General features: G+C 64.3%; 18 protein-coding genes and 1 pseudogene. 5 read left to right on the top strand and 14 right to left on the bottom strand.

What is annotated here, in order from left to right; translation table 11 throughout:
- Positions 1 to 4 precede the first annotated feature (4 nt).
- Both MIC97_RS19445 and MIC97_RS19440 read left to right on the top strand, forming a co-directional pair.
- The gene (locus tag MIC97_RS19445) at positions 5 to 1,525 is read left to right on the top strand and encodes an aldehyde dehydrogenase family protein (RefSeq protein ID WP_239801632.1); all 1,521 of its coding nucleotides are present in this window, start codon (positions 5 to 7) and stop codon (positions 1,523 to 1,525) included.
- 6 nt (positions 1,526 to 1,531) lie between these two features.
- Positions 1,532 to 2,767, top strand: coding sequence for a pyridoxal phosphate-dependent aminotransferase (locus tag MIC97_RS19440; protein ID WP_239801631.1), 1,236 nt, complete (start codon positions 1,532 to 1,534; stop codon positions 2,765 to 2,767).
- A gap of 308 nt (positions 2,768 to 3,075) precedes the next feature.
- Here MIC97_RS19440 and repC read toward each other — a convergent pair whose 3' ends face one another.
- The 12 genes and pseudogenes from repC to MIC97_RS19380 form a co-directional block, all read right to left on the bottom strand.
- Positions 3,076 to 4,368: a plasmid replication protein RepC gene (gene repC / locus MIC97_RS19435; RefSeq protein ID WP_239801630.1), complete on the bottom strand. Its 1,293-nt coding sequence runs from the start codon at positions 4,366 to 4,368 to the stop codon at positions 3,076 to 3,078.
- Between the two features lie 317 nt (positions 4,369 to 4,685).
- On the bottom strand, positions 4,686 to 5,762 hold the full coding sequence (repB, locus tag MIC97_RS19430; RefSeq protein ID WP_239801629.1) for a plasmid partitioning protein RepB: 1,077 nt from the start codon (positions 5,760 to 5,762) through the stop codon (positions 4,686 to 4,688).
- Between the two features lie 127 nt (positions 5,763 to 5,889).
- The gene (repA, locus tag MIC97_RS19425) at positions 5,890 to 7,119 is read right to left on the bottom strand and encodes a plasmid partitioning protein RepA (protein ID WP_239801628.1); all 1,230 of its coding nucleotides are present in this window, start codon (positions 7,117 to 7,119) and stop codon (positions 5,890 to 5,892) included.
- Between the two features lie 895 nt (positions 7,120 to 8,014).
- A complete protein-coding gene (locus MIC97_RS19420; protein ID WP_239801627.1) occupies positions 8,015 to 8,986 on the bottom strand; it encodes a formylglycine-generating enzyme family protein in 972 nt (323 codons plus the stop codon).
- A gap of 6 nt (positions 8,987 to 8,992) precedes the next feature.
- Positions 8,993 to 10,543, bottom strand: a complete 1,551-nt coding sequence (locus MIC97_RS19415; protein WP_239801626.1) for a sulfatase — start codon at positions 10,541 to 10,543, stop codon at positions 8,993 to 8,995.
- Positions 10,544 to 10,876: 333 nt separating this feature from the next.
- Positions 10,877 to 11,926: pseudogene (ugpC, locus tag MIC97_RS19410) on the bottom strand (sn-glycerol-3-phosphate ABC transporter ATP-binding protein UgpC); the annotation flags it as partial.
- A 15-nt stretch (positions 11,927 to 11,941) separates the two neighbouring features.
- On the bottom strand, positions 11,942 to 12,910 hold the full coding sequence (locus MIC97_RS19405; RefSeq protein WP_239801625.1) for a DUF4432 family protein: 969 nt from the start codon (positions 12,908 to 12,910) through the stop codon (positions 11,942 to 11,944).
- Positions 12,907 to 14,436 carry a sulfatase gene (locus tag MIC97_RS19400; RefSeq protein ID WP_239801624.1) on the bottom strand — a complete coding sequence of 510 codons (1,530 nt, stop codon included), beginning with the start codon at positions 14,434 to 14,436 and terminating at the stop codon, positions 12,907 to 12,909. Before MIC97_RS19400 ends, MIC97_RS19405 begins: the two co-directional genes overlap by 4 nt.
- Positions 14,437 to 14,446: 10 nt before the next feature.
- The gene (locus MIC97_RS19395; protein ID WP_183832225.1) at positions 14,447 to 15,274 is read right to left on the bottom strand and encodes a carbohydrate ABC transporter permease; all 828 of its coding nucleotides are present in this window, start codon (positions 15,272 to 15,274) and stop codon (positions 14,447 to 14,449) included.
- Positions 15,271 to 16,227, bottom strand: a complete 957-nt coding sequence (locus tag MIC97_RS19390; protein ID WP_239801623.1) for a sugar ABC transporter permease — start codon at positions 16,225 to 16,227, stop codon at positions 15,271 to 15,273. Before MIC97_RS19390 ends, MIC97_RS19395 begins: the two co-directional genes overlap by 4 nt.
- Before the next feature lie 114 nt (positions 16,228 to 16,341).
- Positions 16,342 to 17,697 carry an extracellular solute-binding protein gene (locus MIC97_RS19385; RefSeq protein ID WP_239801622.1) on the bottom strand — a complete coding sequence of 452 codons (1,356 nt, stop codon included), beginning with the start codon at positions 17,695 to 17,697 and terminating at the stop codon, positions 16,342 to 16,344.
- A 109-nt stretch (positions 17,698 to 17,806) separates the two neighbouring features.
- Complete coding sequence (locus MIC97_RS19380) at positions 17,807 to 19,357, bottom strand: hypothetical protein (RefSeq protein ID WP_239801621.1); 1,551 nt, start codon at positions 19,355 to 19,357, stop codon at positions 17,807 to 17,809.
- A gap of 356 nt (positions 19,358 to 19,713) precedes the next feature.
- Between MIC97_RS19380 and MIC97_RS19375 the strand changes: the two genes are divergently transcribed.
- A complete protein-coding gene (locus MIC97_RS19375) occupies positions 19,714 to 19,878 on the top strand; it encodes a hypothetical protein (protein WP_239801620.1) in 165 nt (54 codons plus the stop codon).
- A 323-nt stretch (positions 19,879 to 20,201) separates the two neighbouring features.
- On the opposite strand, the gene MIC97_RS19370 is transcribed toward MIC97_RS19375, so the two are convergent.
- A complete protein-coding gene (locus tag MIC97_RS19370; RefSeq protein WP_239801619.1) occupies positions 20,202 to 20,693 on the bottom strand; it encodes a hypothetical protein in 492 nt (163 codons plus the stop codon).
- A 123-nt stretch (positions 20,694 to 20,816) separates the two neighbouring features.
- Here MIC97_RS19370 and MIC97_RS19365 point away from each other — a divergent pair, with 123 nt between their 5' ends.
- Positions 20,817 to 21,581, top strand: coding sequence for a helix-turn-helix transcriptional regulator (locus MIC97_RS19365; RefSeq protein WP_239801618.1), 765 nt, complete (start codon positions 20,817 to 20,819; stop codon positions 21,579 to 21,581).
- 119 nt (positions 21,582 to 21,700) lie between these two features.
- On the opposite strand, the gene MIC97_RS19360 is transcribed toward MIC97_RS19365, so the two are convergent.
- The gene (locus MIC97_RS19360; protein ID WP_239801617.1) at positions 21,701 to 22,813 is read right to left on the bottom strand and encodes a GntR family transcriptional regulator; all 1,113 of its coding nucleotides are present in this window, start codon (positions 22,811 to 22,813) and stop codon (positions 21,701 to 21,703) included.
- Between the two features lie 256 nt (positions 22,814 to 23,069).
- Here MIC97_RS19360 and MIC97_RS19355 point away from each other — a divergent pair, with 256 nt between their 5' ends.
- Positions 23,070 to 24,074 carry a glucokinase gene (locus MIC97_RS19355; protein WP_239801616.1) on the top strand — a complete coding sequence of 335 codons (1,005 nt, stop codon included), beginning with the start codon at positions 23,070 to 23,072 and terminating at the stop codon, positions 24,072 to 24,074.
- The last annotated feature ends 13 nt before the right edge of the window (positions 24,075 to 24,087 follow it).

The following is a 24,087-nucleotide window of genomic DNA, read 5'->3' as shown; positions in this document are numbered from 1 at the left end:
CATCATGACAGTCGACGTCAAACAGGAAACCGCAACCATTCTCGACAAGCTGGGCGTTGCCCGCGCGGCATGGGAAGGCGGCGACATGGCTTCCTTCAGCCCGGTCAGCGGCGAGCAGATCGGCGCGCTGAAGACCGTTTCGGCCGCTGAAGCAGCCGCTGCCATCGATGCCGCGCATGAAGCCTTCAGGGCATGGCGTCTGGTGCCGGCGCCGCGCCGCGGTGAGCTGGTTCGTCTGCTCGGCGAAGAGCTGCGCGCCGCCAAGGCCGATCTCGGCCGTCTCGTTTCGATCGAGGCCGGCAAGATCACCTCCGAAGGCCTCGGCGAAGTACAGGAAATGATCGACATCTGCGATTTCGCCGTCGGTCTGTCACGCCAGCTCTACGGCCTGACCATCGCCACCGAGCGCCCCGGCCACCGCATGATGGAAACCTGGCACCCGCTGGGCGTCGTCGGCATCATCTCGGCCTTCAACTTCCCCGTCGCCGTGTGGTCATGGAATGCAGCCCTTGCGCTCGTCGCCGGCGATTCCATCGTCTGGAAGCCTTCCGAAAAGACCCCGCTGACCGCACTTGCCTGTCAGGCGATCCTTGAGCGCGCGCTGGCCCGCTTCGGCGATGCCCCCGCTAATCTCAGCACCGTGCTGATCGGCGACCGCACCATCGGCGAAGCGCTGGTCGACAATGCAAAAGTGGCGCTGGTATCGGCCACCGGCTCGACCCGCATGGGCCGTGAAGTCGGCCCGCGCCTTGCCAAGCGTTTCGCCCGCTCGATCCTCGAACTCGGCGGCAACAATGCCGGCATCGTCTGCCCTTCGGCCGATCTCGACATGGCGTTGCGCGCGATTGCCTTCGGCGCCATGGGCACCGCCGGCCAGCGCTGCACCACGCTGCGCCGCCTGTTCGTGCATGAAAGCGTCTATGATCAGCTCGTGCCGCGCCTGAAGAAGGCCTACACCAGCGTTTCCGTCGGCAATCCGCTGGAAACCTCGGCCCTCGTCGGCCCGCTGGTCGACAAGCAGGCCTTTGACGCCATGGAAAAGGCGCTGGCAGCTGCCAAAGCCGAGGGCGGCACCGTCACCGGCGGCGAACGCGTTCCCGAAGCCGGCAAGGACACCGCCTATTACGTGAAGCCCGCAATCGTCGAAATGCCGAAGCAGGCCGGCCCGGTTCTGGAAGAAACTTTCGTGCCGATCCTCTACGTCATGAAATATTCCGACTTCGACGCCGTGCTGGACGATCACAACGCGGTTGCTGCCGGTCTGTCCTCGTCGATCTTCACGCTCAACGTGCAGGAAGCCGAGCGCTTCCTTGCAGCCGATGGCTCCGACTGCGGCATCGCCAACGTCAATATCGGCACCTCCGGCGCTGAAATCGGCGGCGCGTTCGGCGGCGAGAAGGAAACCGGCGGCGGACGCGAAAGCGGTTCCGACGCCTGGAAGGCCTATATGCGCCGCGCCACCAACACGGTGAACTACTCCAAGGCTCTGCCGCTGGCGCAGGGCGTGTCCTTCGACATCGAGTAAGCCACCATGAACGCAAGGTCTGACATTGGGGAGGCGGGCTTCCGGCCCGCCTCGCGGATCGCCTCCGTCGGCGTTTCCAAAATCCTGCAGATCGGCGCCCGCGCCGCTGCCATGAAGCGTGAAGGCCTGCCCGTCATCATTCTGGGTGCCGGCGAGCCCGATTTCGACACGCCAGATAACGTAAAGCAGGCCGCGAAGGCGGCCATCGACCGCGGCGACACGAAATATACCGGCCTTGACGGCACGCCGGAGCTGAAAAAGGCCGTGGCGGAGAAATTCCGCCGCGAAAACGGCGTCGACTACGCGCTCGACGAGGTCACGGTGGCGACGGGGGCCAAGCAGATCCTGTTCAACGCCTTCATGGCCACCATCGATGCCGGCGATGAGGTGATCATCCCGACACCCTACTGGACCTCCTATTCCGACATCGTGGAGATCTGCGGCGGCGTGCCGGTGCTGATCCCCTGCGACGAGGAAAACGGGTTCCGCCTGCGCGCGGACCAGCTCGAACAGGCCATTACCGCCAAAACCCGCTGGGTGCTGCTCAATTCGCCGTCGAACCCCTCGGGCGCGGCCTACAGCGAAGCGGACTATCGCCCGCTGCTCGACGTGCTGCTGAAGCATCGCCATGTGTGGCTGATGGTCGACGACATGTATGAGCACATCGTCTATGACGGTTTTCGTTTCGTCACGCCGGCAGCACTGGAACCGCGCCTGAAGGACCGCACGCTCACCATCAACGGCGTGTCCAAGGCCTATGCCATGACCGGCTGGCGCATCGGCTATGCCGGAGGCCCCAAGGCCCTGATCAAGGCGATGGCGGTGATCCAGAGCCAGGCCACCTCCTGCCCCTCCTCCATCGGGCAGGCCGCGGCGGTCGAGGCGCTGAACGGGCCGCAGGATTTTCTGGCCGGCCGGCAGGAAAGCTTCCGCAAGCGTCGTGACATGGTGGTCGCCGGGCTCAACGCCATCAATGGCCTCACCTGCCGCACGCCCGAAGGCGCATTCTACACCTTCGCCAGCTGCGCCGGCATCCTCGGCAAGCGCACGCCGGCCGGGAAAGCGATCGAAACCGACGCCGACTTCACCGATTACCTGCTCGAACAGGCGCATGTGGCGGTGGTGCCGGGCTCGGCCTTCGGTCTTTCGCCCTATTTCCGCATTTCCTACGCCACCGGCGAGCAGGAACTGGTCACAGCCCTGCAACGCATCGCGGACGCCTGCGGAAAGTTGACCGCCTGACAGGGAAGCGGAGCCTGCAAGGGCTCTGCCCCCGACCCATCTCCCATGACAAGGGCCGTGCATCATGCGCGGCCCTTTTTTTGGCCCGCACCAGACAATGGCCCTGAAACGCCCGCCATTGCCGGGAAGTTGAGCAAGAACAGGCAAAGCCACGTTCCAACAGCCACCTTTCGTCCCTGCCCGCATCACTCTGCTCCTGCATCGGCCCGACGGTTCCCCCAGAGAAGCAAGATCCGGCAATCATCCGCATGATGGCCATGCTGCCTGCCTGCCGCACCCAAATCGGCCTTGCAGGCAGTTGCCAGCTGTCAATTCAGCCCGTCGGCGGCCTTTTCCCCTGCCCTTTCCAGAGCTGTGAGCATCGGCAGCAGCGAGAAACGTCCGCTTTCGGCGCGTTCGGTCAGGGCCCGCAGATAGCCTCCCGGCGAGCGGATCGCTTCGGATCGCTCCAGAATGGCCGCAATGACCACCGCAGCGGTCAGTTTGCCCATCGCCGCGCATGCCTTGTTCCAGGCATCGGGCGAAATGCCCAGCATGGAGCGCACCAGTTGCGCCGTTGCCAGCACATCCCCCCAGTCTCCGATGCCGTCGCGGGCATAGCTGGCCAGCGTCGGGCAGGTTTTCAGCAGATAGTCGAGCGGAACCGGCTGGCTCTTGGTTTCAGGCGCCCGGCCCGCCTCCGATAGCCCTCCTGCTTCCTCTTCCCGCCAAACCTCCCCATCGGGCAGATGCTTGCGGTCTGGCTCGGTTTTCGGCTTCAGCTCTTTTTCTGAGCGATATTCAAATGGATGATCTATATTTGAATTCTGATATTGCCGCTCAGAACCAGCGTCAGTGCCGCTCATATTCTGATTATCGAGAGCATTCAGATAGGCTGTTTCTACCTCGGCCCGAAGCCTGACCAGAGCATCGCGTCGCTCCTCCAGGACATAGCTGGAGACGTTGCGGCCAGGGCGACGGCACAAAGGCATCAGATCCATGGCAAAGCGCTCCCACTGGCTGCCTGCCCCCTCTTCCCGGCCTGCCTCGATGATCTTGGCGACATCGCGCTGGTGGATGGTGATCTCGCCGCGCAGGCGCCTGCACAGCCGCTCATGGGCCCGTGCCGCTTCCGCGGCCTCGTGGATGGCGGGCGCTGCCAGCGCCAGCGGCGACAGATCGAAGCCGAAGGCGCTCTCCACCTCGCCATAGCCGTCACGGCGGCAGTAGCGCTTTCCATTGGGGCTGTCGCGGCGCAGGATCAGCCCCGCCTCGACCAGCGCCGCCAGATGACGGCGCAGCGTCGCATCGGCCATGCCCCGGCTGCGCAGCGAAAGCTCCGCATTGGAAGGAAAGACGATGACCGGCTGCGATCCGTCCAGTTCCCGCTCGGGATGGAAGCTCAGCAGCGCATCAAGCACCACGATGGTGCGATCGGACAGGCCGAACGCGGCGCGCGCCTCGGTCAGCGCCCGGATGAGCTGCCACTTTTCGGTGCGGCCGGTATCGTTGCCGCCTTCGTTCAATTCAGCCCTGCGCCGGTCCACCGCCTCGCGATGCCGGAATTGGGCCGCACTTATCCGAGCGCCGCCGAAAGGCGTCGTCGCAAAACGCTCCGTCATGAGAATCACCTCATCTCCGAGGCATAAAAACACCCGGCCAGGACGCACCACGGCTTGACAATAATGTGCGGAAGTGATTCTTTCAGATTGCTACATCGAAAGGGGCTTCCGGGATGGTGACGTTCTGGGGGCCTTTTTTCTTGCCTGCTTCTCCGCTTCTGGTTTCCGTTTTCGGCTCACATGCCGGGAAGGATGCAACCCTGCCGGCAAATCCCTTTTTCTAAGCGCCTTGCGTCCGTTCGGATCGCTTCCTGCGCCTGCAATTCCCGTCCTGCATGTGCCGCCCGAAACCGGATCCCGTTTCCGGACGACATGCTCTAGTCCGCCTTGCCTTCGCTCTGCGCCGCCAGAAACGCGGCATGCAGGCGCGGCAGCTCGTCGGCGACGAAATCGGCAAAACCGCTGCCGGCGCTGGCCGGAATGGTCAGGCGGGCGGCCTTGCCAGCCACCGCGACCTCGCCCAGCACCCTGCCCTGCGCATCCGCGATCCGGCGGGCCCCGCCCGTTGCACCACCCGCGGCACGCCGCTTCGCGGACGCCTGAAGGCGATCGAACAGCCGCTGGAAGCGCGTGTCGCTGTCCGCCTCACGGAAAGCGCTGAGGGCGATCTCGTCATGCGCCAGCCCGCCCCGGTCAGCGGCCAGCAACTCGCCGAGTTCCATCCAGCGCGGGCGCCCGGCCTTCGGCGCGGGGCCGATCGCCTGGACGATATCCAGCGGCACGTTTTCGGTTACCTGCAGCAGGCGCGTCATCTCCGATTTGTGGACGGAAAGCGCCACCTGCGCCGTCGCCCGGTCAAAGCCATGATCGAGCAGCGCCTTGGCGAAGAACGCCCGCTCGATGAAGGACAGCGCCCGGCGCTCGGCATTTTCCTTGCCCTGCGCCAGCGCCAGCGCGGCATCGTCCAGCGTGCGCACCACGGCGCGCACTGGCAGGCCAAGCTCGCGGGCCGCCTGCGCGCGGCGATGGCCATAGGCGATCTGATAGAGGCCGCGTGCCGCTTTCTCCGGGTCGGGATGCGGGCGCACCAGAACCGGCACCTGCTGGCCGTGCTCGGCCATGCTGGCCTTGAGTGCCGCGAAATCTTCGTCATTGCGCGCACCATCACTCAGGCGGTCGAGGAAGGGCGAGCGCTCCAGCAATTGTGGATCGATCTCGACGACGCGCTCGCCGGCGGCGAGCATTTCGCGCAGCCGGCCGGCCTCCTGCGCCTCCTGCGACAGCGAGCCGAGCGTCAGCCCCATGGCCTTGACGGCGGCCGACGTCGCCCGCTTCGGCGCGGCAGCCGGCTCGGACGCCGGCACCGGCGAAGCGGTTGCACTGGCATCGTCGACCGAAGCGGCGGGCGCTTCCCCGGACAGCAGCGAGCGCAGTCTGTTCTTGCGTGTATTCATGAGCCCTCACCTCCCTGCTGCGCATCATCGCGGAGATTCGCCAGGTGTGGATAGATCGCGGCCGAATTTGAACGGCGCGAGGCTCCGATTCGCACCGCGCGGGACAAGTTGACAGCTGTCAACCGGCTCATGGCTTGCGTCCCCATGATTGGATGAGCAGTGCCTCGATCTCGGCATTCACCGCCGTCAGCGCCTCATAGGCACGATCATAGGTGGCGCGGTTGAAGTTCTCGCGGCCCACTTCGTAAAGCGTCTGCTTGGAAAGCCCCGCATCCGACACCGCCGTCGATTTGAGCATCGGCGCGGTCAGCACCCTGTCCCCGAACTGGGTGCGCAGGAATCCGGAAATCTGCGTCTGCGGCCCGTCATTGGGCTCATAGCGGGTGATGAGATAGCGCAGGAAATCGAAATTCAGCTCCCCACCCGCCTCGCGCACCACGGCCAGAAGATCGGAGGTCATGAACAGGAACTGGCTCATCGAGGCCACGTCGAGCATCTGCGGATGCACGGTGACGATGACTGACGTGGCCGCACACAGCGCGCTCAGCGTCAGATAGCCAAGCTGCGGCGGGCAGTCGATGACCACCACGTCATAGTTGGCCTCGACGGTCGAGATCGCCTGCTGGACGCGGGCGAAGAACAGCTCCTGTCCCGCACCCTGCCCGCGCGCCGCCAGATGCTGCGGCGTGGTGTGCTCGAATTCCTGCAGCTCGAGATTGCCGGGGACCAGATCGAGTCCGTCGAAATAGGTGGGGCGGATGATGCTGGAGAGCTCCACCCGCTCATCATCATAGCGGATCGCGCCATAGAGCGTGTCGTTGCCGCTGAGATCGAGTTCGGGCTGATAGCCGAACAGGGCCGAGAGCGAAGCTTGAGGATCCAGATCGATGGCCAGCGTGCGATAGCCCTGCAAGGCCAGATACTGCGCCAGATGGGCCGAGGTCGTTGTCTTGCCCGAGCCGCCCTTGAAGTTGGTGATCGCCACCACCTGCAAATGCTCGCCCGGCTGGCGGCGGCGCAGATAATGGCGCGCCTTGGCGCCGCCCTGTCCGGCCAGATGGGCGCGCAGCGCGTTCACATCGGCCAGCGAATAGAGCCGGCGCCCGCCGGCGCCGACTTCGGGGGAGGGGCCCTCGCCTGAAATCGACAATTGCCGCAGATAGCCGTCGGTCACGCCGATCAGCCGCGCCGCCTCGCCGCTGGTGAAGGGGCGCAGCGTCTTCATGGCGCTCGGCGGAAACAGCCGGCCGCGCAGCTTGGCAAGCTCGGCCGACAGCCGCTCGGCATCGGCGGCGATCTGGCGATCGGCCGGCCCCTGCACGACAGCGTGCTGCGCGGTCTGCACCTCGAGTGTCATATCTGAACCTGCCTGCACAAAAACACACCCGTCCCCCCTGTCGGGAAACGGCCTTCTCCGACTCACCGGATGGACACAAGTCTACGCGATTACGCTTGAGTTTACAGTGGCCGCCGCAAGTTACGGATAATACCGATATTTACCTGCAATTGCCGTAGATGAGGCTGGGTGAAATACCGATTCCTGTCAAGCAAAAGAGGGTTAACGGAAATTAACCTTTCTGCAACCAATTCCGCATTCCGAATCGGCAAGAGTTGCCAGCTGTCAACTCGATAAAACGCATGTTTTCCGGATGGTTGCGGATTTTCAGGTCTCACAGAAGGCTTTCACGAGACATAAGACGGTCGATGAAAGCGATCCGGGAGGATGTCGGATCGCAATATCAGGCTCGGATCGAGCCGCGAGCAACATGCCTCTTCGAATCGCAAAAGTGTCGGCCCACGATGGAGCGGGCCGTCCCGCGCACCAAGCGGGCGTGCCGAATCTCCAAGGCGGAGCCAGATCGCTTCGGCTTCCGGCCAAGCGGAGAGGGCATTCGGCGTGCCGATCCGGACAAGCCTTCCAGCGATCCGAAATCAGGCACAAGATAACGCCCAAAGCTCCATGACCTTTCCCGGCCAGTTGTCGGCAAAATTCTTTGAAGAGAAAACCGATCGGCGGCGGCGATCGGTGGCGTTGTGGTTACTTCAACAGGGAAGGAGGGACGCCCACGAAAGAAGGGCATAACGGTTCCGGTGTGTTCCCAGACCAGTTTCATCTTATAGAGGCCGAGTTGACACGATGGATGGCCGCGGGGAACCAAAGCATATCGCTCGCAAGTGGGAACCGGTTTCGAGCGACATGCGATAATAGAAAGTCAAAGCGCGGGGTGAAACCGAAAGAATCGCGACACGCTCTAATCGGCAAAAGCCGCCACATCGTAGACAAGCCGGAAGCTGGCATTGCTGGTGGAGGAGTCGATGGTCAGCGCGGAGCGCGCGGCGATGCGATAGCGGTGGCAGTAGGAGGCGTGGCAGAGGAAGGAGCCGCCCTTCAGCACCTTCTCCTGCTCCAGCGCGGCATGCCGGTTGCGGGCCTTCGCCGCTTTGGAGAGGGAACGGACGCGATAGGCGTCCTGCGTCCACTCCCACACATTGCCGGCCATGCCATGGAGCCCGGCCCGGTTGGGCAGGAAGGCGCGGACGGGGCTGGTGCCGAAATAGCCGTCGGCCAGCGTGTTCCGGTGCGGAAAGACGCCCTGCCAGATGTTGCAGAAGATGGTGGTGTCGTCGGGCTCGTCGTCGCCCCACGGATAGCGCACGTCGCCGAGACCGGCGCGGGCCGCATGTTCCCACTCGGCCTCCGTCGGCAGCCGCCCGCCGCTCCATGCCGCGAAGGCGCTTGCATCGTTCCACGACACCTGCACGACCGGATGGTCGCCGCGCCCGGCCAGATCGCTGGCGGGGCCTTCCGGCGTCTTCCACGAGGCGCCTTCCACGCGCACCCACCAGGGCGTTTCGCCCTCATTGGCATAATAGCCGGCCCCATCCGGCAGCAGGCCGATGAACACCGGCGACCAGCCGAAGCGCTCGGCCTCGGTGACATAGCCGGTCGCGGCAACGAAAGCGGCGAAGCGGTCGTTGGTGACGGTCTCCGTCTCGATCTCGAAGGCATCGAGCCGCACCGGGCGGGCAGGGCCCTCGCCATCTGCCGCGATCAGCGGCCTGTCGGTGCCGATGAAGGAGCGGGCGGCCTCGAAGCGGGCGCGGGAAGGGGCGTCCGCATCGTTCCCCGGAGCAGGGGAGGAAGAATTTATCGGAGAGCTGGCCGCAGCGGGCTCTTCCTGCGGCCGCTGCTGCGGGGTGCGGGAGTTCGCGCAGCAGCTCATTCCGGTTCAGCCGCGCCCGAGCTGTCCCCGCACGACGGCGCTGTCATGCTCGGGGCTATCACCGATCTCCGCCATTTTCGCATCGAGCTTTTCAAGCATCGTCACGAAGACATCACGGAAAGTCGGGTCCGCCGCGCGGTTGTGCAACTCGAACGGATCGGCCTCGCAATCGAACAGCTCCCATTCGGGCGGCTCGTCGCCGGGATTGGCGCCGGTCTCGCCCAGAGGATCATTGTACCAGTAGATCAGCTTGTAGCGTTCATCGCGCACGCCGTAATGGGCGAAGGCGTTGTGAAAATCGTCCTTGTGCATCCAGTAGCGATGATAGGCGACGTCCTGCCAGTCCGCATCCGCGCGCTGTTCCAGAAGAGGCCGCAGGCTGGTGCCCTGCATGTAGGAAGGGGTCCGCGCGCCGGCATAGTCGAGGAAGGTGGGGGCGAAATCGACATTCATGGCGATCTGCCGTGACACCGCACCCGGCGCTATGCCCAGCGGATAGCGGATGAGGAACGGCATCTGCAGCGATTCCTCATACATGAAGCGCTTGTCGAACCAGCCATGCTCGCCGAGGAAAAATCCCTGATCGGAGGTGTAGATGACGATGGTGTCGTCGGTCAGCCCTTCCGCGTCGAGATAGTCGAGAAGCCGGCCGACATTCTCGTCGATCGCCGCCACCGTCTGCAGATAGCGCATCATGTAGCGCTGGTATTTGAACAGGGCCAGTTGCTGCGGGTCGGTGAAGACAAAATTCTTCCCCGTCGCGGCATCGATGAGGCGGATTTCCTGACCGGGAGCGATGTCCGGAACCTTGCGGTCCTTGCGGCCTGCAATCAGCAGCTCGCCGGCCTCGGCGCCCGCTTCGGGCTGCACCAGGCCAAGGTCCTTGTAGGTCATGTCGGCGCGGATGCGCATTTTGGCGGCGGCGGCAGCGGCGGCGCGGTTGGCGTAATCGTCGTCGAAGGTTTCAGGCACCGGCAGATCGCCGTCGGCGTAGAGATGACGATGGCGCGGATGCGGCTCGAAGGGGCGGTGAGGGGCCTTGTGATGGCACATCATGAAGAATGGCCGCTCAGGGTCGCGCCGCTCCAGAAAATCGAGGCACTTGTCGGTCAGCACATCGCTGGCGTAGCCCGGCACCGTTTCCGCGCCATTGGGGCCGATCATCACCGGATCGAAATACTCGCCCTGTCCGGGAAACACCGACCATTCGTCGAAGCCGGTCGGCTGGTGCGCCCTGCCTTCGCCGAGATGCCACTTGCCGAACATGCCGGTCTGGTAGCCGGCCTGGCGCAGATGCTTTGCGACATGCGGCAGGCGGTTGTCGATATGGGTGTCGAGCGTGGTGACGCGGTTCACATGATTGTACGTGCCGGTCAGGATCGAGGCGCGGCTCGGCGTGCAGATCGAATTGGTGACGTAGCAGCGGTCGAGGCGCATGCCGTCGCGGGCGATGCGGTCGATATTGGGCGTGCTGTTGAGCCCGGCCCCATAGCAGGAGATCGCGCGCGCGGCATGATCATCCGACATGATGAAAAGGATATTGGGTCGCGTGGTCATGTCACTCTCATATGCGGGCGGCAATGCAGGTGCAAAAGGCGATCAGCGCGATTCGTCGACGCCCCGGACGCGGGTGGAAGCCGGGCCGCTGCCGCGCATGTAGTGCAGCTCGGGGCGGTAGCCATCGGCGCGGATGCCGACCAGCGAAAGCACGCGCGCCGCCGCACTGCCGAGCCCCGCCCGGGCGCGCGCGCCGGGTTCCTGTCCGGCTTTGCGCCCATGCGGAGAACTGCCGCGCCCGGTGCCCGGTTTTTCGGGGGAGGGGAGGCCAGGGGAGGGGAGGGAACCGGAGGGGAGGGAAGCGGAGGGCAGCCCGGAAGAAGCCGGCGCGCCGAGCCGCTGGCCCGTCTTCTCGTCGAAGAAATGCAGCCGGGCCGGGTCGGGCCTGATGCGCACCTTGTCGCCGGGGCCGATGGCGACGCGCTCGCGGCCGAGATAGTTGATGCGCTGGCCATCGATATCGAGGAGCAGATAGGTTTCCGATCCGGTCTGCTCGACCACCGTGACGGTTGCCTCGACACCGGCCGGATCGAGCAGCAGGTGCTCGGGGCGGATGCCCAGCACCACGCCGTCCAGCATGGTGTCGACACCGGCATCCTTAGCCGGCGCAATGATGTTGCCGGGGCCGTGAAACTGTCCGTCCTCGATCCAGCCCTTGATGAAGTTCATGGCCGGCGAGCCGATGAAGCCGGCGACGAACATGTTCTGCGGATGGTCGTAGAGATCGAGCGGGGCGCCGATCTGCTCGACATGCCCGTCGCGCATCACGACGATCTTGTCAGCCATGGTCATGGCCTCGACCTGATCGTGCGTCACATAGACCGTGGTGGTGCGCAGGCGCTGGTGCAGCGCCTTGATCTCAGCGCGCATCTGCACCCGGAGCTTGGCGTCGAGATTGGAAAGCGGCTCGTCGAACAGGAACACCTGCGGGTCGCGCACGATGGCGCGGCCCATGGCCACGCGCTGGCGCTGGCCGCCGGAAAGCTGGCGCGGATAGCGGTCGAGCAGGGCCGACAGGTCGAGGATCGCGGCTGCCGCCGCCACGCGCTCGTCGATCTCCTTCTGCGGCCTGCCGGCCAGCTTCAGCGAAAAGCCCATGTTGCGGGCCACCGTCATGTGCGGATACAGCGCATAGTTCTGGAACACCATGGCCACGTCGCGCTGCTTGGGCGGCACGTTGTTGACCAGCCGGTCATCGATGCGGATCTCGCCCTGCGCGATGTCCTCCAGCCCGGCGATCATGCGCAAAAGCGTGGACTTGCCGCAGCCGGACGGGCCGACCAGCGCCACGAACTCGCCATCGGCGACATCGACATCGATGCCGCGCAGCACCTGCACCGTACCGTAGGCTTTGCGCACGTCGCGCAGATTGACCTCAGCCATGATCGTTTTCCCTGTTCATATGGCGCCAGCCGTTCCAACTTCGACCGACACGGAAAAAGCAGACGTTTCACCGGGCGCCAGCAGCGGCGCATCGGCATTCGAGCCATCCTCGTTGCGCCCCACATTGCAGGGCTCCACCGACAGCACGCCGCTGCGCGGCATCAGGTTGCGCCACAATTGCAGGCAGGGCAGGCGCGCGGCATCCCAGCCAAAGCGCAGTTGCGGGCTGCCCGCGCCGGCATCGACGCTGCACACGGCATGCCCCGCGCCGCGAAGAGGGTGCAGGCTGGCAGGAACGGGGCCTTCCTCCGGCATGGCCAGCGGCCCGATCAGGCGTTCGCCATCCAGCTCGACCACACTTCCCGGCGCGACGGCCGGATAGCCCAGATTGAAATGATAGAGCAGATAAAGCGGCAGCGGCCGGGGGCCGATATTTTCGATGCGGTCGATGATGCGCAGCTTTGTGCCGCCGATCGGCGCTTCGATGCGTCGCTTCAGGCGATAGGCGTCGGCGCCATTGCGCCACTGCACCACCTCGCCCTCGCAAAACAGCACCGGCTCATCCGCCTGCCAGTCCTCGCCATAGGTGGTAAGGCGCGCGGGCGAATAGGGCAGGCGCCCATGCAGCGGGTTTCCGTTGGCCGGCTGGCGGATATGCTCCAGCCCGCAGGTGACGAGAAAACCGCCGAAGGCACGGTCAAACCCGCGGCCGCCATCGGCTTCCGGGCCGGGCGGCGGGCCGAAGCCGGCCGGGCTCTGCCAGCCGAGCTGAACGCCGCGGAAGGAGAACGTGGCGATGTCGAGCGAGCGGTCCACCGCCACCCAGAAATCGAGCCCGCCGCCGGTGGAGAAGGCCAGCATGCGCCCGCCGCGCCCCGGCCCGTCGTCGAGCACGATGCGGCGCACGGAGGCGATCTGCGACAGATCCGCAGTCAGGCTGCGCAGGGAGGCCGCGTCGCCGAATTTGCCGTCCCGGCCGGTCATGTCACACCCGCCGGTATGTCGAGGCCGAGTCGGGTGAAGGCTTCGGGCGGCGCGCCATTGGCCTGCATCAGCCCGCTCATCAGTTCCGTCATCGCCGTTTCCAGCTTCGGATCGTCCAGCGGCGCATCCTGCCCCGGATCGGTGGCGAGATCGTAGAGCCGCGTTTCCGATTCCAGCAGGCTGCCCGGCCCGTAATTGTTGTACATGGGCGAGCGGTCGATCACCGGCACTTTCAGCAGCGATGCGCCCTTGGTGAAGGACAGCGGCGGCGACAGCTCGATGTCGGCCAGCTCGGCCGGCGTGAACGGCGAGAAGATGTGCGTCGGCACCAGCGTGTACTGATAGAGCGCCTGCTTCGACAGGTCCTCGGGAAAGCGGTGATAGGTGTGCTGGCCATCCGTGACGTTCACCGCGCCGCCGAAATAGCCGAACAGCGCGCCCTTGCGCCGCTCGGTGCCATCGGCCATGCCGGACAGCGAAAATCCCTCGTTTTCCGGCGGCGGCTCGGCCCCGAAGAGGTCGAGGAAGGTGGCGGCGATGTCGATCGACTGGGTGAGCGCGCCTGAGCGCGTGCCGGCGCGCTCGGGGAAGCGCGGGTCGTGCAGGAACAGCGGGATATGCGCGACCTCCTCATAGAGGTTCATGCGGTTCTTGGCCCAGAAATCATGCTCGCCGAGCAGGAAGCCGTGGTCGGAGGTGACGACGAGTGCTGTATCCTTCCACAGATCGTGCTCGTCGAAATAATCGAGCAGCTGACCGAGCAGATGATCGCACATGGAAACCACGGCGTAATAATTGGCGCGCAATTCCTCGCATTCCTCCGGCAGCTCATCGACGCGGCCATAGCGCGGCCAGTCGCGGACCGGGCCTTTCCAGCCGGTGTCGAACGGGGCCTTGAAGCGCTCGGGCGCGGTGAAGGGTTCGTGCGGATCAAAAGTTTCGATCTGGAGGAACCAGTTGTCGGCATCGCGGTTGCGGTCGAGGAACTCGAAGCCTTCCGCGAAGCAGCGCACCGAGGGGAAATCCTTTTCCTCGCGGATGAATTCGCGGTTGACCATGTTCTGGCGAAAATAGGAGCGCGGTTCCTCGCTGAACTGGCGCGCATGATAGGTCTCGCGCAGCCGCTCCCAGTGCGGCTGGACCATCGCCTTCCAGCGGTCGCCTTCCTGCCCGCGCACGAATTCGTAGGAATCGTAGCGGTTGTGGTAGGTCGCCCCGCCATCTTCCCAGTAGTGGAAATGGTCAGTGATCAGGTGGCTGTAGGTTTTCTTCTGCCGGCTCAGTATCTCGGGAAAGGCGTTGTCGAAGGGCTCCAGCGGCCCCCAGCTGCGGTGCAGGAAGGTCAGGCGCCCGGTCAGCATGTCCCGCCGTGCCGGCATGCAGGGCAGGGAGCCGACATAATGCCGGTCGAAGGTTGTGGAGCGCGCCGCCAGCCGGTCAAAATTCGGCGTCGGAATGCGCGTGCCGCCATAGGCCCCCAGCATGTGGCGGTTGAGCGAATCGAGCAGGACGAAGACGGCCTTCATGGCAGCTTTCCTATTTCACCGCACCCTGCGTCAGGCCACGCACGATATAGCGCTGGGCGATCAGCAGCACGACAAGGGCAGGCAGCATGGCAAGGGCAGCGCTTGCCGCCATCTGCGTGTACTGGATTTCATAATCCTGGGCGAATTTGGCGATGGCGACCGGCACCGTCGCCGTTTGCTTCATGGTCATGGTGAGCGCCACGGCGAACTCGTTCCACGACGAGATGAAGGTGAGGATCGAGGTGGCGGCAAGGCCGGGCGTGATCAGCGGCAGAACCACATGCCACAGGACGCGCGGCGTGGAAGCTCCGTCCATCACCGCCGCTTCCTCAAGCTCCTTCGGCACCTCGCGGATGAACACCGCCATCAGCCAGATGGCGATCGGCAGGTTGAGCGTGGCATGGGCGAGGATCAGGCCGGTGAAGGTGTTTTCCAGCCCCACGGCGCGCGCCATGGTGAACCACGCGCTGGCCAGCGCCACCGGCGGGATCATGTGGAAGATCATCGTCCAGGCAAGGAAGATGTGCACCACCCAGCCCGGCCATTTCAGCCGGTTCAGCGAAAAGGCCGCGAGCGTCGCCACCACCACGCACAACAGGGTGCTGAGCACTCCGACGATGATGGAATTGCGGTAGTTGAGCAGGAAATCCGAGGTCTTCGACCACAGCACCTCGTTGAAATTGTTCCAGATCGGCGTGAACGTCATGTGGCCCATGAGCAGCGAGATCTGGGTGCGGAAGCCGGCACCCACCGTCCACACGATGGGCGCGATGACGACCAGCGCACACAGCACAAGCGCCAGATGCAGCATGAGCGAGGAAGAGAAAGGGCGTCTCATGACTGTCTTCCCGCGCCGCGACGAGCCGAAATCGCGATCACCAGCAGGATCGAGACGATGAAGATGATGGCCACCGACATGGCCGAGCCATAGCCTGCCTTGTCCTCGGTGAAGAAGCGCTGGTAGAGCGTGAAGCTCAGCACTTCCGTGGACGTGCCGGGGCCGCCGCCGGTGAGCAGATAGACCTCGTCGAACACCTTGAAGGCGACGATCAGGCGGAAAGCGAAAGTGACGATGATGGTCGGCACCATCAGCGGCAGGGTGATGTGGACCAGTTCCTGCCAGGCGCTGGCGCCATCCATTTTGGAGGCCTCGAACACGTCCTGCGGCAGGGATTCAAGTCCCGCGAGGAACAGCAGGAAGCAGAACGGGGTCCAGTGCCAGATATCGACCACGATGACGGAGAACAGCGCCGTCTCGGGGCTGCCCAGCCAGTCATGCGGCATGAAGCCAAACAGGCCAAGCAGCTTGTTGACGAGGCCGAAATCGAAATTCAGCATCAGCTTCCAGATGGCGCCGATGACGATGCCGGGAATGAGCAGCGGCAGGATGAAGATCGCCCGGTAAAGCACCCGGCCGCGCACGATGCGCGACACCATCAGCGCCATGGCGAAGGCCAGCACCATCTGCCCGGCCACGGCGGCCAGCGCGAAGATGACGGTGTTGCGCAGACCCGCCGCGAACAGATTGTCGGAGAACAGCGCCTTGTAGTGGGCAAGGCCGGCAAAGCTGCGCGTCGCCTGCCCGTCAGCCCATGAAATGTCCTGAAAGGACGTGATCACCAGGTTGACGATGGGCAAAACGCTGAGCGCCAGCATCATGGTCAGGGCAGGCGTGAACGAAATCCAGCGCCACAGGCGCTGATCGCCCTGCGCAACGGCGCCGGTGCCTGCGGGAGCGGGGGCGGCGTTGGCCGGGCTCGGCCGCGGCGCGGTCGCTTGGCTCGTCGTCACCGGTGGTACCTCCGGGTTTGGGTCGCTTTCCCGCCGCGGCGGGTCGCGATCCTGCTCATCGTCTGGATACGCAGACGACGGGCCGGTATCGGGCCCGTCGTCTGCGCAATGATCTTACAGCGGGCTGATCTGCCCCGTGCGGTAATTGTAGCCGGCCATGATCTTCTCGATCTCGCCCGCCATGCCGTTGAGCGCCTCGACGCTGCCGATCTCGCCCGCGACCGCGCGGTTGAGGCCAAGCTCCAGAACCGCGATCACCTCGCTGGCCTGCGGGAACTGGTAGGAGTTGACCGCATGCGGCAGGGCCTCGGCAAGCGGCTTCATCCAGCGATACTGCCGTTCCTCGGCAATCGGCTCCTTGTAGACCGCCGCGTTGACGGGAATGCCGCCGGCCTTGGCGGTCTCAAGCTGGGCTGCCTTGGTCTGGAACCAGCGCAGGAACTCGACGGCGGCGCGCTTGCGGTCGTCGGGAACGTTGCGCGAAATGCCGGCGAGCCAGTGGCCAAGCGCAGGCGCCGTGGGCAGGCCGGGCGCCGAGGGCGGCACGGCATATTCGACCTTGTCGACCACGGCCGACTTGTCGGGATCGTCCATCTGCGAGGCGGCCGAGATCACCATCATCACATGGCCAGCCGTGCCGGTGACCATCGCCTGGATGACGTTGGCCTGATCGTTGGCGGCGGTCTTGGGATGGCCGGCTTCCTTCGCGAGGCGGATATAGTAATCCAGCGCCGTGCGGCCTTCCTCCGAGTTCAGCGTGACGGTGAAGTCGCCCTCCGACTGGTTGCGGAAGATGGTGCCGCCGAAGCCGTAGAGATAGGGATAGAAATCGTAGGACACGGTTGCCGGGCCGCGCGCGCCCCGCTGGACGATGCCATACATGGACGGCGGATTGTGCAGCTTCCTGGCGTTGGCTTCCAGCGCGTCGAAGGTCTTCGGCACTTCGAGGCCGGCCTCCTTGTAGAGGTCGCCGCGATAATAGAGCATCGGGATCAGCGGCGAGACCGGGATCGACATCAGCTTGCCGTCGCTGGTCAGCGATTTCTTCTCGGCGTTGTAATAGATGGTGTCGTTGAGCGTGTAGAGATCGGGATCGAGCTGGAAGCCCGGATCGATATCGGTGATGGAATCGACGAAGCCGCCGCCATACATTTCCGTGAACCAGCCCGAATTCATGATGAGAATATCGTACTGGCCCTGGCTGGCGCGCACGGAATTGCGCTGCTTCTCCAGCGAACCGGCGAAGGGATTGACGTCCAGTTCCACCTTGTTGCCGGTTTCGGCCTCGTAGGCCTCGACCGTCTTGCGGAACGAATCGAACCACGGCGACTGGTTGATGACGATGGTGATCGGCGCCACGCTCGCGGCATAGAGCGGGCGTGACGACAGCGGGGCCAGAACGCTGCCGAGGCCGGCCGCGCCTATTCCCTTGAGCAATGTACGTCTTGGAATGCGGATGTTCGTGGTCACTTTAATACTCCCGGTTTGCGCCACCAATTTATGACCCGGTTTCCGGGCCGTCATGCAAAGGGCGATCTGGCTGACCTCTCTTTATTGGATGTCTTTGCCTCTATCGCCCTCATTCGCAGAAAATAGGGCTTGCCCAGTTCCACTGTCCGTTTGCCTGCCGCATGCGGGCATAAATCCATTCGCCGCGCCTGAGCGGCTCGATGCCGACCGTGCCGCGCCACTGCCACTGATGCGGGCGCGGAAGCGGGTGCAGCCGGAACGCGGGGCTGTCGATCGGCCCCAGATTTCCCGACAGCGCGCCCTGCAAAAGACGCTCCGCGCTCGCCTCAAAAACCTGCCCGTCAAGCGTGAGCCGCACCTCAGCCTCCGGCCGGATGCGGATGCGCGCGGCGATCGCCTGCGTGGCAGAGGTGAAATTGTTGGGATTGCCCATCGAGCGCAGCGAAAACGCGATTTGGTTGCCCTCCAGCCCGATGCGGGTGCGGTCCTCTTCGTCGCCATCGCCTTCCAGCGGCGACACCACTTCCGAACCGCGCAGGCGCGGCTCGACCGACAGGATCTCGCCGCCGCTCAGCTCCAGCGTGCCGGTCCAGTCATGGAAGGAACCGCGCGCGCCCCAGCCAAGCTCCAGAACCAGCAGCGTTTCCATGTCGTCACCCTCCGCCTCGATAGGGGAGGGAGAAAGCTCGGGCGTGATGCGCGAGACCAGATCGCCATTGCGGACAATATCGATGCTGTCGATAAAACTGCCGCCGACGGCTTCCAGCTCCAGCTCCGCCGGCCCACCGGCGGCGATCTGCCCGCCCTGCACCGTATCGCCGATGGCGAAGAACAGATGGCTGCAATCGCCGGTCAGCGCATTGGTGCGCCGCCGGTGAATGCCATCCCACAGGCTTTCATGGGAGTTTTGCGCTGCATAGACCGCCGAGCGGCCATGGCCGTAGGAACCCGGATAGCCGCTGTGATGATCGGTATTGCCGAGGAAACCGAAGCGATGGCCAAGCGACAGGCCGTGGCGCGCGGTCGAGAACCCGTCGCTCGGACCCATGGAATGCAGGAAAGGCCGGTCCATCATCGAGGTTTCGGAGCAGCCATGCATGGAGACGATTTCCATGACCGGCGACAGGTCCGGCACCACCGTATCCCAGTTCACGCCGCGTGCGCCCAGCCGATAGCCGATGTGATGCGGGAAGGCGAAAGCCCCGTCGCCAACCTCGGCGCGCAGCTTTGCATGCAGTTCGGCCGGCGTCTCGGCCTCGATCAGCGGCTGGCCGGCAATGTCGCGATAGACGATGGTGTAATCGCCATGGGCGAAGGAATGTATCTCGTAGCCGGGAAATACGGTGAATACGCCCGGCTCGTCGGCCGCCGCGAGCTGGTCGAAGTGACCGGCCCACAAGGTCTGCAGCCGCGCGAACCCTTTGACGTGAAAATCGACGATATGGGCGACGCGCGGATCGTCGACCGGCATGTCGGGCCAGTAGGCGTGGCCGGTGACGGAAACGAAATCGAGCTGCCGGCGCGCGCGGCGCAGCGCCTCTTCCAGCGAGCCATGACCGTAGGAAATGCCGCAATGATTATGGATGTCGCCATACCACGGCCGCAGGCCGAACCGCGTGGCCAGCGGCGACAGTCTTTCCGGCAGGCGTTCACCGATCATGCATTCCTCCGCCTTCACCCCGCAGCCTCCCCCGGCTGTCAGGCCCGGCCCCGGGCAATGCCCCGGCCGGATGAAGTTCAATATGTATTGTAGCGTATCATACATATTGGCGAGCGCAAGCGTGGAATCGCAGGGAGCAGCGTTTGTGCACAGTGGGGAAGGGGAGAAGTTGTATCGGGGAGGGTATTTCGGATCGGTTGCGGGCGGCCAGAACGAAGCTACATAAGCGGAGGCTAGGTGTTCAACCGCATCTTCGCGGAGTTGGCCGGTCAGGCCGGGGAGCCCGATCAGATCATGATCGATGCGCCCCATTTGAAGGCCCACCGGACGGCGGCGAGCCTTCTAAAAAAAGGGGGATGTTCCCCCGACGTTTCGGGCGTACCAAAGGGGGCCTGAACTCCAAGCTGCACGCCGTCTGCGACGGGCAGGGACGTCCCATGCTGATACTGCTCTCTGAAGGGAAAATGAGCGACTACAAGGGCGCCACCCTCATGATCGACGGCTTGCCGGGAGCCAAGTAACTGCTGGCCTACAGAGCCTATGACGCCGACTGGTTCCGACACACCTTGGCCCAGCGAAGCATCGCCGCCTGCATCCCGCTGCGCGCTAATCGCAAGATCAAAATTCCCTACGACAAGGCCCTCTATCGCCAACGACACAAGATCGAGAACCTCTTCGCCCGCCTCAAGGACTGGCGGCGCGTTCACACTCGTTACGCCCGCTGCGCTCACCCGCGCGCCCGTGCTCTCGCGGATCGTCTGGGCGCATTCGAGATAGACGATCTGCGGGGGCGTTTCGGGGTTTCGAGGAGGCGGCGGATGACTTCCACGAGGCGGCGGGCGCTTTAGAGATAGGAGCTTCCGGCGATGCTCATGGTGCCGAAATGCTCGGTCGGCACATCATGGGCGCTTGAACAGGACCAGTATCGTGAACGCAAGCAGGCCCAGGCCGACGCTTGTCGGGACAGCAGGATCGAGATCAGGCTCGCACAAAAGCCGATGGCGAAACGGGCAATGAACCAGATCGGCAAACTGTCAGTCATCGCGAACGCCGCAAGGCCGATAGAGCAGCCGAACAAGGCCGCGACGATCAGGCGGTTTCCCCGAACCCTTGCGGTGAGCCGGTCTATTGTCAGAACAGATACTATCGCGCCGGCGGCGTAAGTGGCGGCGTTCAGACCAATCAGACGTCCGGCCACGCCCCTTGCTTCAAGCGCAAGGGAAATGAGCGGAAAGGTGAGGCCCTGAGCGACTGCAAAGGCGGTCACGCTCAATATGACGATCACGATAGCGGCCCAATCCGGCGCCGCGTTCTGGCGTGTTGTCGTTGCGACCATGGCTGGCACTGCCCTTCGCTGTCCAGATGCACAGCCAGAATAAGGGATAGCGCTCTGTCTTTCTGTCGATGATTGATCTATTTATATCGGGATTTCGTCAAACCGACATTGGGTTCCGCCACGATGCCCGGTGCAATACGGCCCCGATATCTTCGCGACATTGAAAGCCAGGAGGCGGGTCGGGACCTCGGCTGGCATACACACGATTTCGGCCAGTTCTTTTCTGCCATTCGCGGATCGATGTATGTTGGCACGCGCGACCGGGTTCTCCTCCTCAATCCGGCCATGGCCGTGTGGATACCGCCCGATGTCGAACACTGGCTCCGCTATGTGTCGAGCAACGAGATCATCTATGTCGACGTGAACCGCGCAGAGGCAGCGAGGCTCGGAACGGAGCCTCGCATCGTTCACATGACGCCGCTTCTTCAGGCCCTGATGGGCGTTGTCCCGGACAGCGAGTCCTCCGGCCTCGCAAAGCCGCATGAGGCCGCTTTGTACGAGCTGCTCTTTCATGAAATTGTGGCTGCCAGAGACATCCCGCTTTCAGTTGCGATGCCGCGGGACAAGCGCATTTCCGGCCTCGCGCACGCCGCGCTGGATGATCCGGGCTCGATTGCTTCTGTCGACGAATGGCTCGTTGGCGCTTCGGCCAGCCGCAAGACGATCGAGCGGCTTTTCATAACCGAAACAGGAATGCCGCCTTCGCGCTGGTTGCGGCAAATCCGCATTCTTCACGCCGTCTCCCAGCTTGCCGCCGGCAAGAAAATCAGCTCGGTAGCGCTCGATCTGGGCTACCAGTCGCCAAGCGCCTTCACCTACATGTTTCGCAGCGCCATCGGGTTGAGCCCGCGCGCCTTCCGCCGAACAGAGAAAAGCGGCGGCAGATAGGTTGCGCCAGAGACTGCCACTTTCAGGCGTTGGTGAAGTCGTAACGAACGATCGCAATGAGGGGCGGCAGCTGCCATAGGCGGCCCACGAAATGCGGGGCTCGCCACAGGCTCGAAGGCTCACGAAACCCGCTCTGCCACCCGCTCTCCCGTGCTCTCGCGGATCGTCTGGGCGCATTCGAGATAGACGATCTGCGGGGGCGTTTCGGGGGTTTCGAGGCGGCGGCGGATGACTTCCACGAGGCGGCGGGCGCCTTCGAGATAGGAGCTGCCGGCGATGCTCATGGTGCCGAAATGCTCGGTCGGCACGTCGTGATGGCCGAGGATGAAGACGGCCAGATCGCGCGGCCAGTCAATGCCCAGACCATCCAGACAATGCCGGATGCCGAAGGAATCGGAGAGGCCGAGCGTGATCATGGCGCTGAAGGGCAAGCGGCCTTCGCCATCCATCAGCCCCGACAGCGCCCTGCGCAGCGCCTCGCCCACCGAATGGGTTGGATTGTGGACGCCGCCCAGCATGATGGTGCGCATGTCCCGCCACTGGCCGTTCTCGCGCCCGGCGCGATCGAAGGCGCGGCGTACGGTGAGGATCGGCTGGGCCATGGAATCCAGCGACACCAGCGCCACCGAGCGATGCCCGAGGCCGGCCAGATGCGCCATCGCCATGTCCAGCGCATCCTCCCAGTCGGTGCCGACACGATCGATGTCGACGCCGGAAACGGTGTGGCCGTCGACCACCAGCGCGCGCGCCTTGCCCTGCAGGAGGCTCAGCAGCCGGATCGGGATGCTTTCATAATGCGATTGCAGGATGGCCGCGTCGAAATTGGGGATCGAGGTGAGGATCTCCAGCAGATGCCCCGTATTGTGGTAGGAGATCTGCACCACCTTGCTGCCGGTGCGCGACAGCTCTTCCACGATATGGTTCTGCACCAGCATGCAACGCTCGTTGAGGCTGGCGTTGGACAGGATCAGCAGGCTTTCCAGCCGGTCGCCACGCGGGCCGTCGTCCCCGACCACATGGGCGCCGTTCTTCACCACATAGGTGCCGCGACCGACCTGCGAGGTGAGCAGACCCGCCTCGCGCAACTGCCCCAGCGCTTCCTGCACCGTGGCCTGGCTCACGCGATGGGTGCGCATCAGCTCGCGCACGGTAGGCAGCCGCGCGCCGTCATCGAGGCGCGCGATCAGCTCGCGCAGTTCATTCAGGACTACATTTCCGGATGCGGCTCGCAATGCTCGTGCCTCGACCTGTCGATTGCGCCGTCGATTCGCCGATAAAGGCGGCTCAGGGCGGAATACAATTTGAATTCGCGCTGTGCAATCCGGCCAGATTTGACCAAAGACGGCGCCACCACGAACATTCCAGCTGAGCGAGCCTTAGCATATAAAAATACAAATTGAACTTTACAATTTATACGCGGTAGTTATCTTCCCGCCAAAATCAGCTTCATCCGGTCCATTTTCACAAAAACAGGGTAACCGACGCATCATGAACGCACTTGCCTGTGACGTCGGCGGCACCAACACGCGCATGGGGCTGGTGCGCCACGGCCTGCTTCTGGCCGACAGCGTGGCCATCTACCGGAACGACGATTTTTCCGATTTCTACGCGGTCGCGACGGCCTATCTGGCGCGCACCGGTCTGGCTGCGGTGGATACGGTGTGCATCGCGCTGGCCTCGGTGGCGACGGCCGAGGGCGCGACGCTGACCAATCGCGACTGGACCATTTCCCGCAGCCAGGTGCTCGCCACCTGCGGAGCGGCGCGTGTGGGCTTCATCAACGATTTCGAGGCGCTGGGCTTTTCGCTCGGACAGGCCGCACGGCTGGAAACGACCTGCCTGACCGGGGGCCTGACCCGGGGCCTGAACGGGGGCCTGACGAAAGGGGCGGGCGCGAACGAGGGCGCGCCGCGTCTGGTGATGGGGGCCGGCACCGGCTTCAACGCCGCCGCATGGTGCCCGTCGCGCTTCGGCGGTGCGCCGCATGTGGTGGCGGCCGAATGCGGGCACATGACGCTGGCGCTGGCCGGCGAAGACGAGTTCGCGCTGCAACAGGCCCTGTCGCGCATCAATGGCCGCGCCTCGGTGGAGCGCGCCCTTTCCGGCAACGGGCTGGTGGCGATCTACAACTGGGTGTGCGCGCGCCACGGCGCCGAGGCGCGCTTCAGCCATGGTGCCGAGATTTCCAGCCGGGCGGTGGAGCGCAGCGATGCGCTCTGCGGGGAAGCGGCGCAGATGTTCATGCATCTGCTGGGCCGCGTCGCCGGCGATCTGGCGCTGGCTTATCTGCCCTATGACGGCATCTATCTTTCCGGCGGCGTGACGCGGGCGCTCGGCCCCCTGCTCGAAAGCGAGCCGGCATTTCTGCGCGCCTTCACCGCCAAGGGCCGCATGGCCGAGCTGATGGAGCAGTTTTCCATCCATCTGCTCAGCGACGACGCCAGCGCCCTGCATGGCTGCGCCGAATGGGTGCGGCTGTCTTCCGCCGCCTGAGCGGTCAGCACAT

This window comes from Aquamicrobium sp. NLF2-7 (assembly GCF_022359935.1).
In the GTDB taxonomy this organism is placed as follows: Bacteria; Pseudomonadota; Alphaproteobacteria; order Rhizobiales; family Rhizobiaceae; genus Mesorhizobium; species Mesorhizobium lusatiense.
The sequence above is the reverse complement of the archived record's forward strand: the minus strand, read 5'-3'. Positions and strand labels throughout refer to the sequence as shown.

What these genes read in the sequence shown, in the direction of transcription:
- MIC97_RS19445 (WP_239801632.1), top strand. Translation starts at nt 5, where the DNA reads ATGACAGTCGACGTCAAACAGGAAACCGCAACCATTCTCGACAAGCTG.
- MIC97_RS19440 (WP_239801631.1), top strand. Translation starts at nt 1,532, where the DNA reads ATGAACGCAAGGTCTGACATTGGGGAGGCGGGCTTCCGGCCCGCCTCG.
- repC (WP_239801630.1), bottom strand. Translation starts at nt 4,368, where the DNA reads ATGACGGAGCGTTTTGCGACGACGCCTTTCGGCGGCGCTCGGATAAGT.
- repB (WP_239801629.1), bottom strand. Translation starts at nt 5,762, where the DNA reads ATGAATACACGCAAGAACAGACTGCGCTCGCTGCTGTCCGGGGAAGCG.
- repA (WP_239801628.1), bottom strand. Translation starts at nt 7,119, where the DNA reads ATGACACTCGAGGTGCAGACCGCGCAGCACGCTGTCGTGCAGGGGCCG.
- MIC97_RS19420 (WP_239801627.1), bottom strand. Translation starts at nt 8,986, where the DNA reads ATGAGCTGCTGCGCGAACTCCCGCACCCCGCAGCAGCGGCCGCAGGAA.
- MIC97_RS19415 (WP_239801626.1), bottom strand. Translation starts at nt 10,543, where the DNA reads ATGACCACGCGACCCAATATCCTTTTCATCATGTCGGATGATCATGCC.
- MIC97_RS19405 (WP_239801625.1), bottom strand. Translation starts at nt 12,910, where the DNA reads ATGACCGGCCGGGACGGCAAATTCGGCGACGCGGCCTCCCTGCGCAGC.
- MIC97_RS19400 (WP_239801624.1), bottom strand. Translation starts at nt 14,436, where the DNA reads ATGAAGGCCGTCTTCGTCCTGCTCGATTCGCTCAACCGCCACATGCTG.
- MIC97_RS19395 (WP_183832225.1), bottom strand. Translation starts at nt 15,274, where the DNA reads ATGAGACGCCCTTTCTCTTCCTCGCTCATGCTGCATCTGGCGCTTGTG.
- MIC97_RS19380 (WP_239801621.1), bottom strand. Translation starts at nt 19,357, where the DNA reads ATGATCGGTGAACGCCTGCCGGAAAGACTGTCGCCGCTGGCCACGCGG.
- MIC97_RS19375 (WP_239801620.1), top strand. Translation starts at nt 19,714, where the DNA reads ATGTTCCCCCGACGTTTCGGGCGTACCAAAGGGGGCCTGAACTCCAAG.
- MIC97_RS19370 (WP_239801619.1), bottom strand. Translation starts at nt 20,693, where the DNA reads ATGGTCGCAACGACAACACGCCAGAACGCGGCGCCGGATTGGGCCGCT.
- MIC97_RS19365 (WP_239801618.1), top strand. Translation starts at nt 20,817, where the DNA reads ATGCCCGGTGCAATACGGCCCCGATATCTTCGCGACATTGAAAGCCAG.
- MIC97_RS19355 (WP_239801616.1), top strand. Translation starts at nt 23,070, where the DNA reads ATGAACGCACTTGCCTGTGACGTCGGCGGCACCAACACGCGCATGGGG.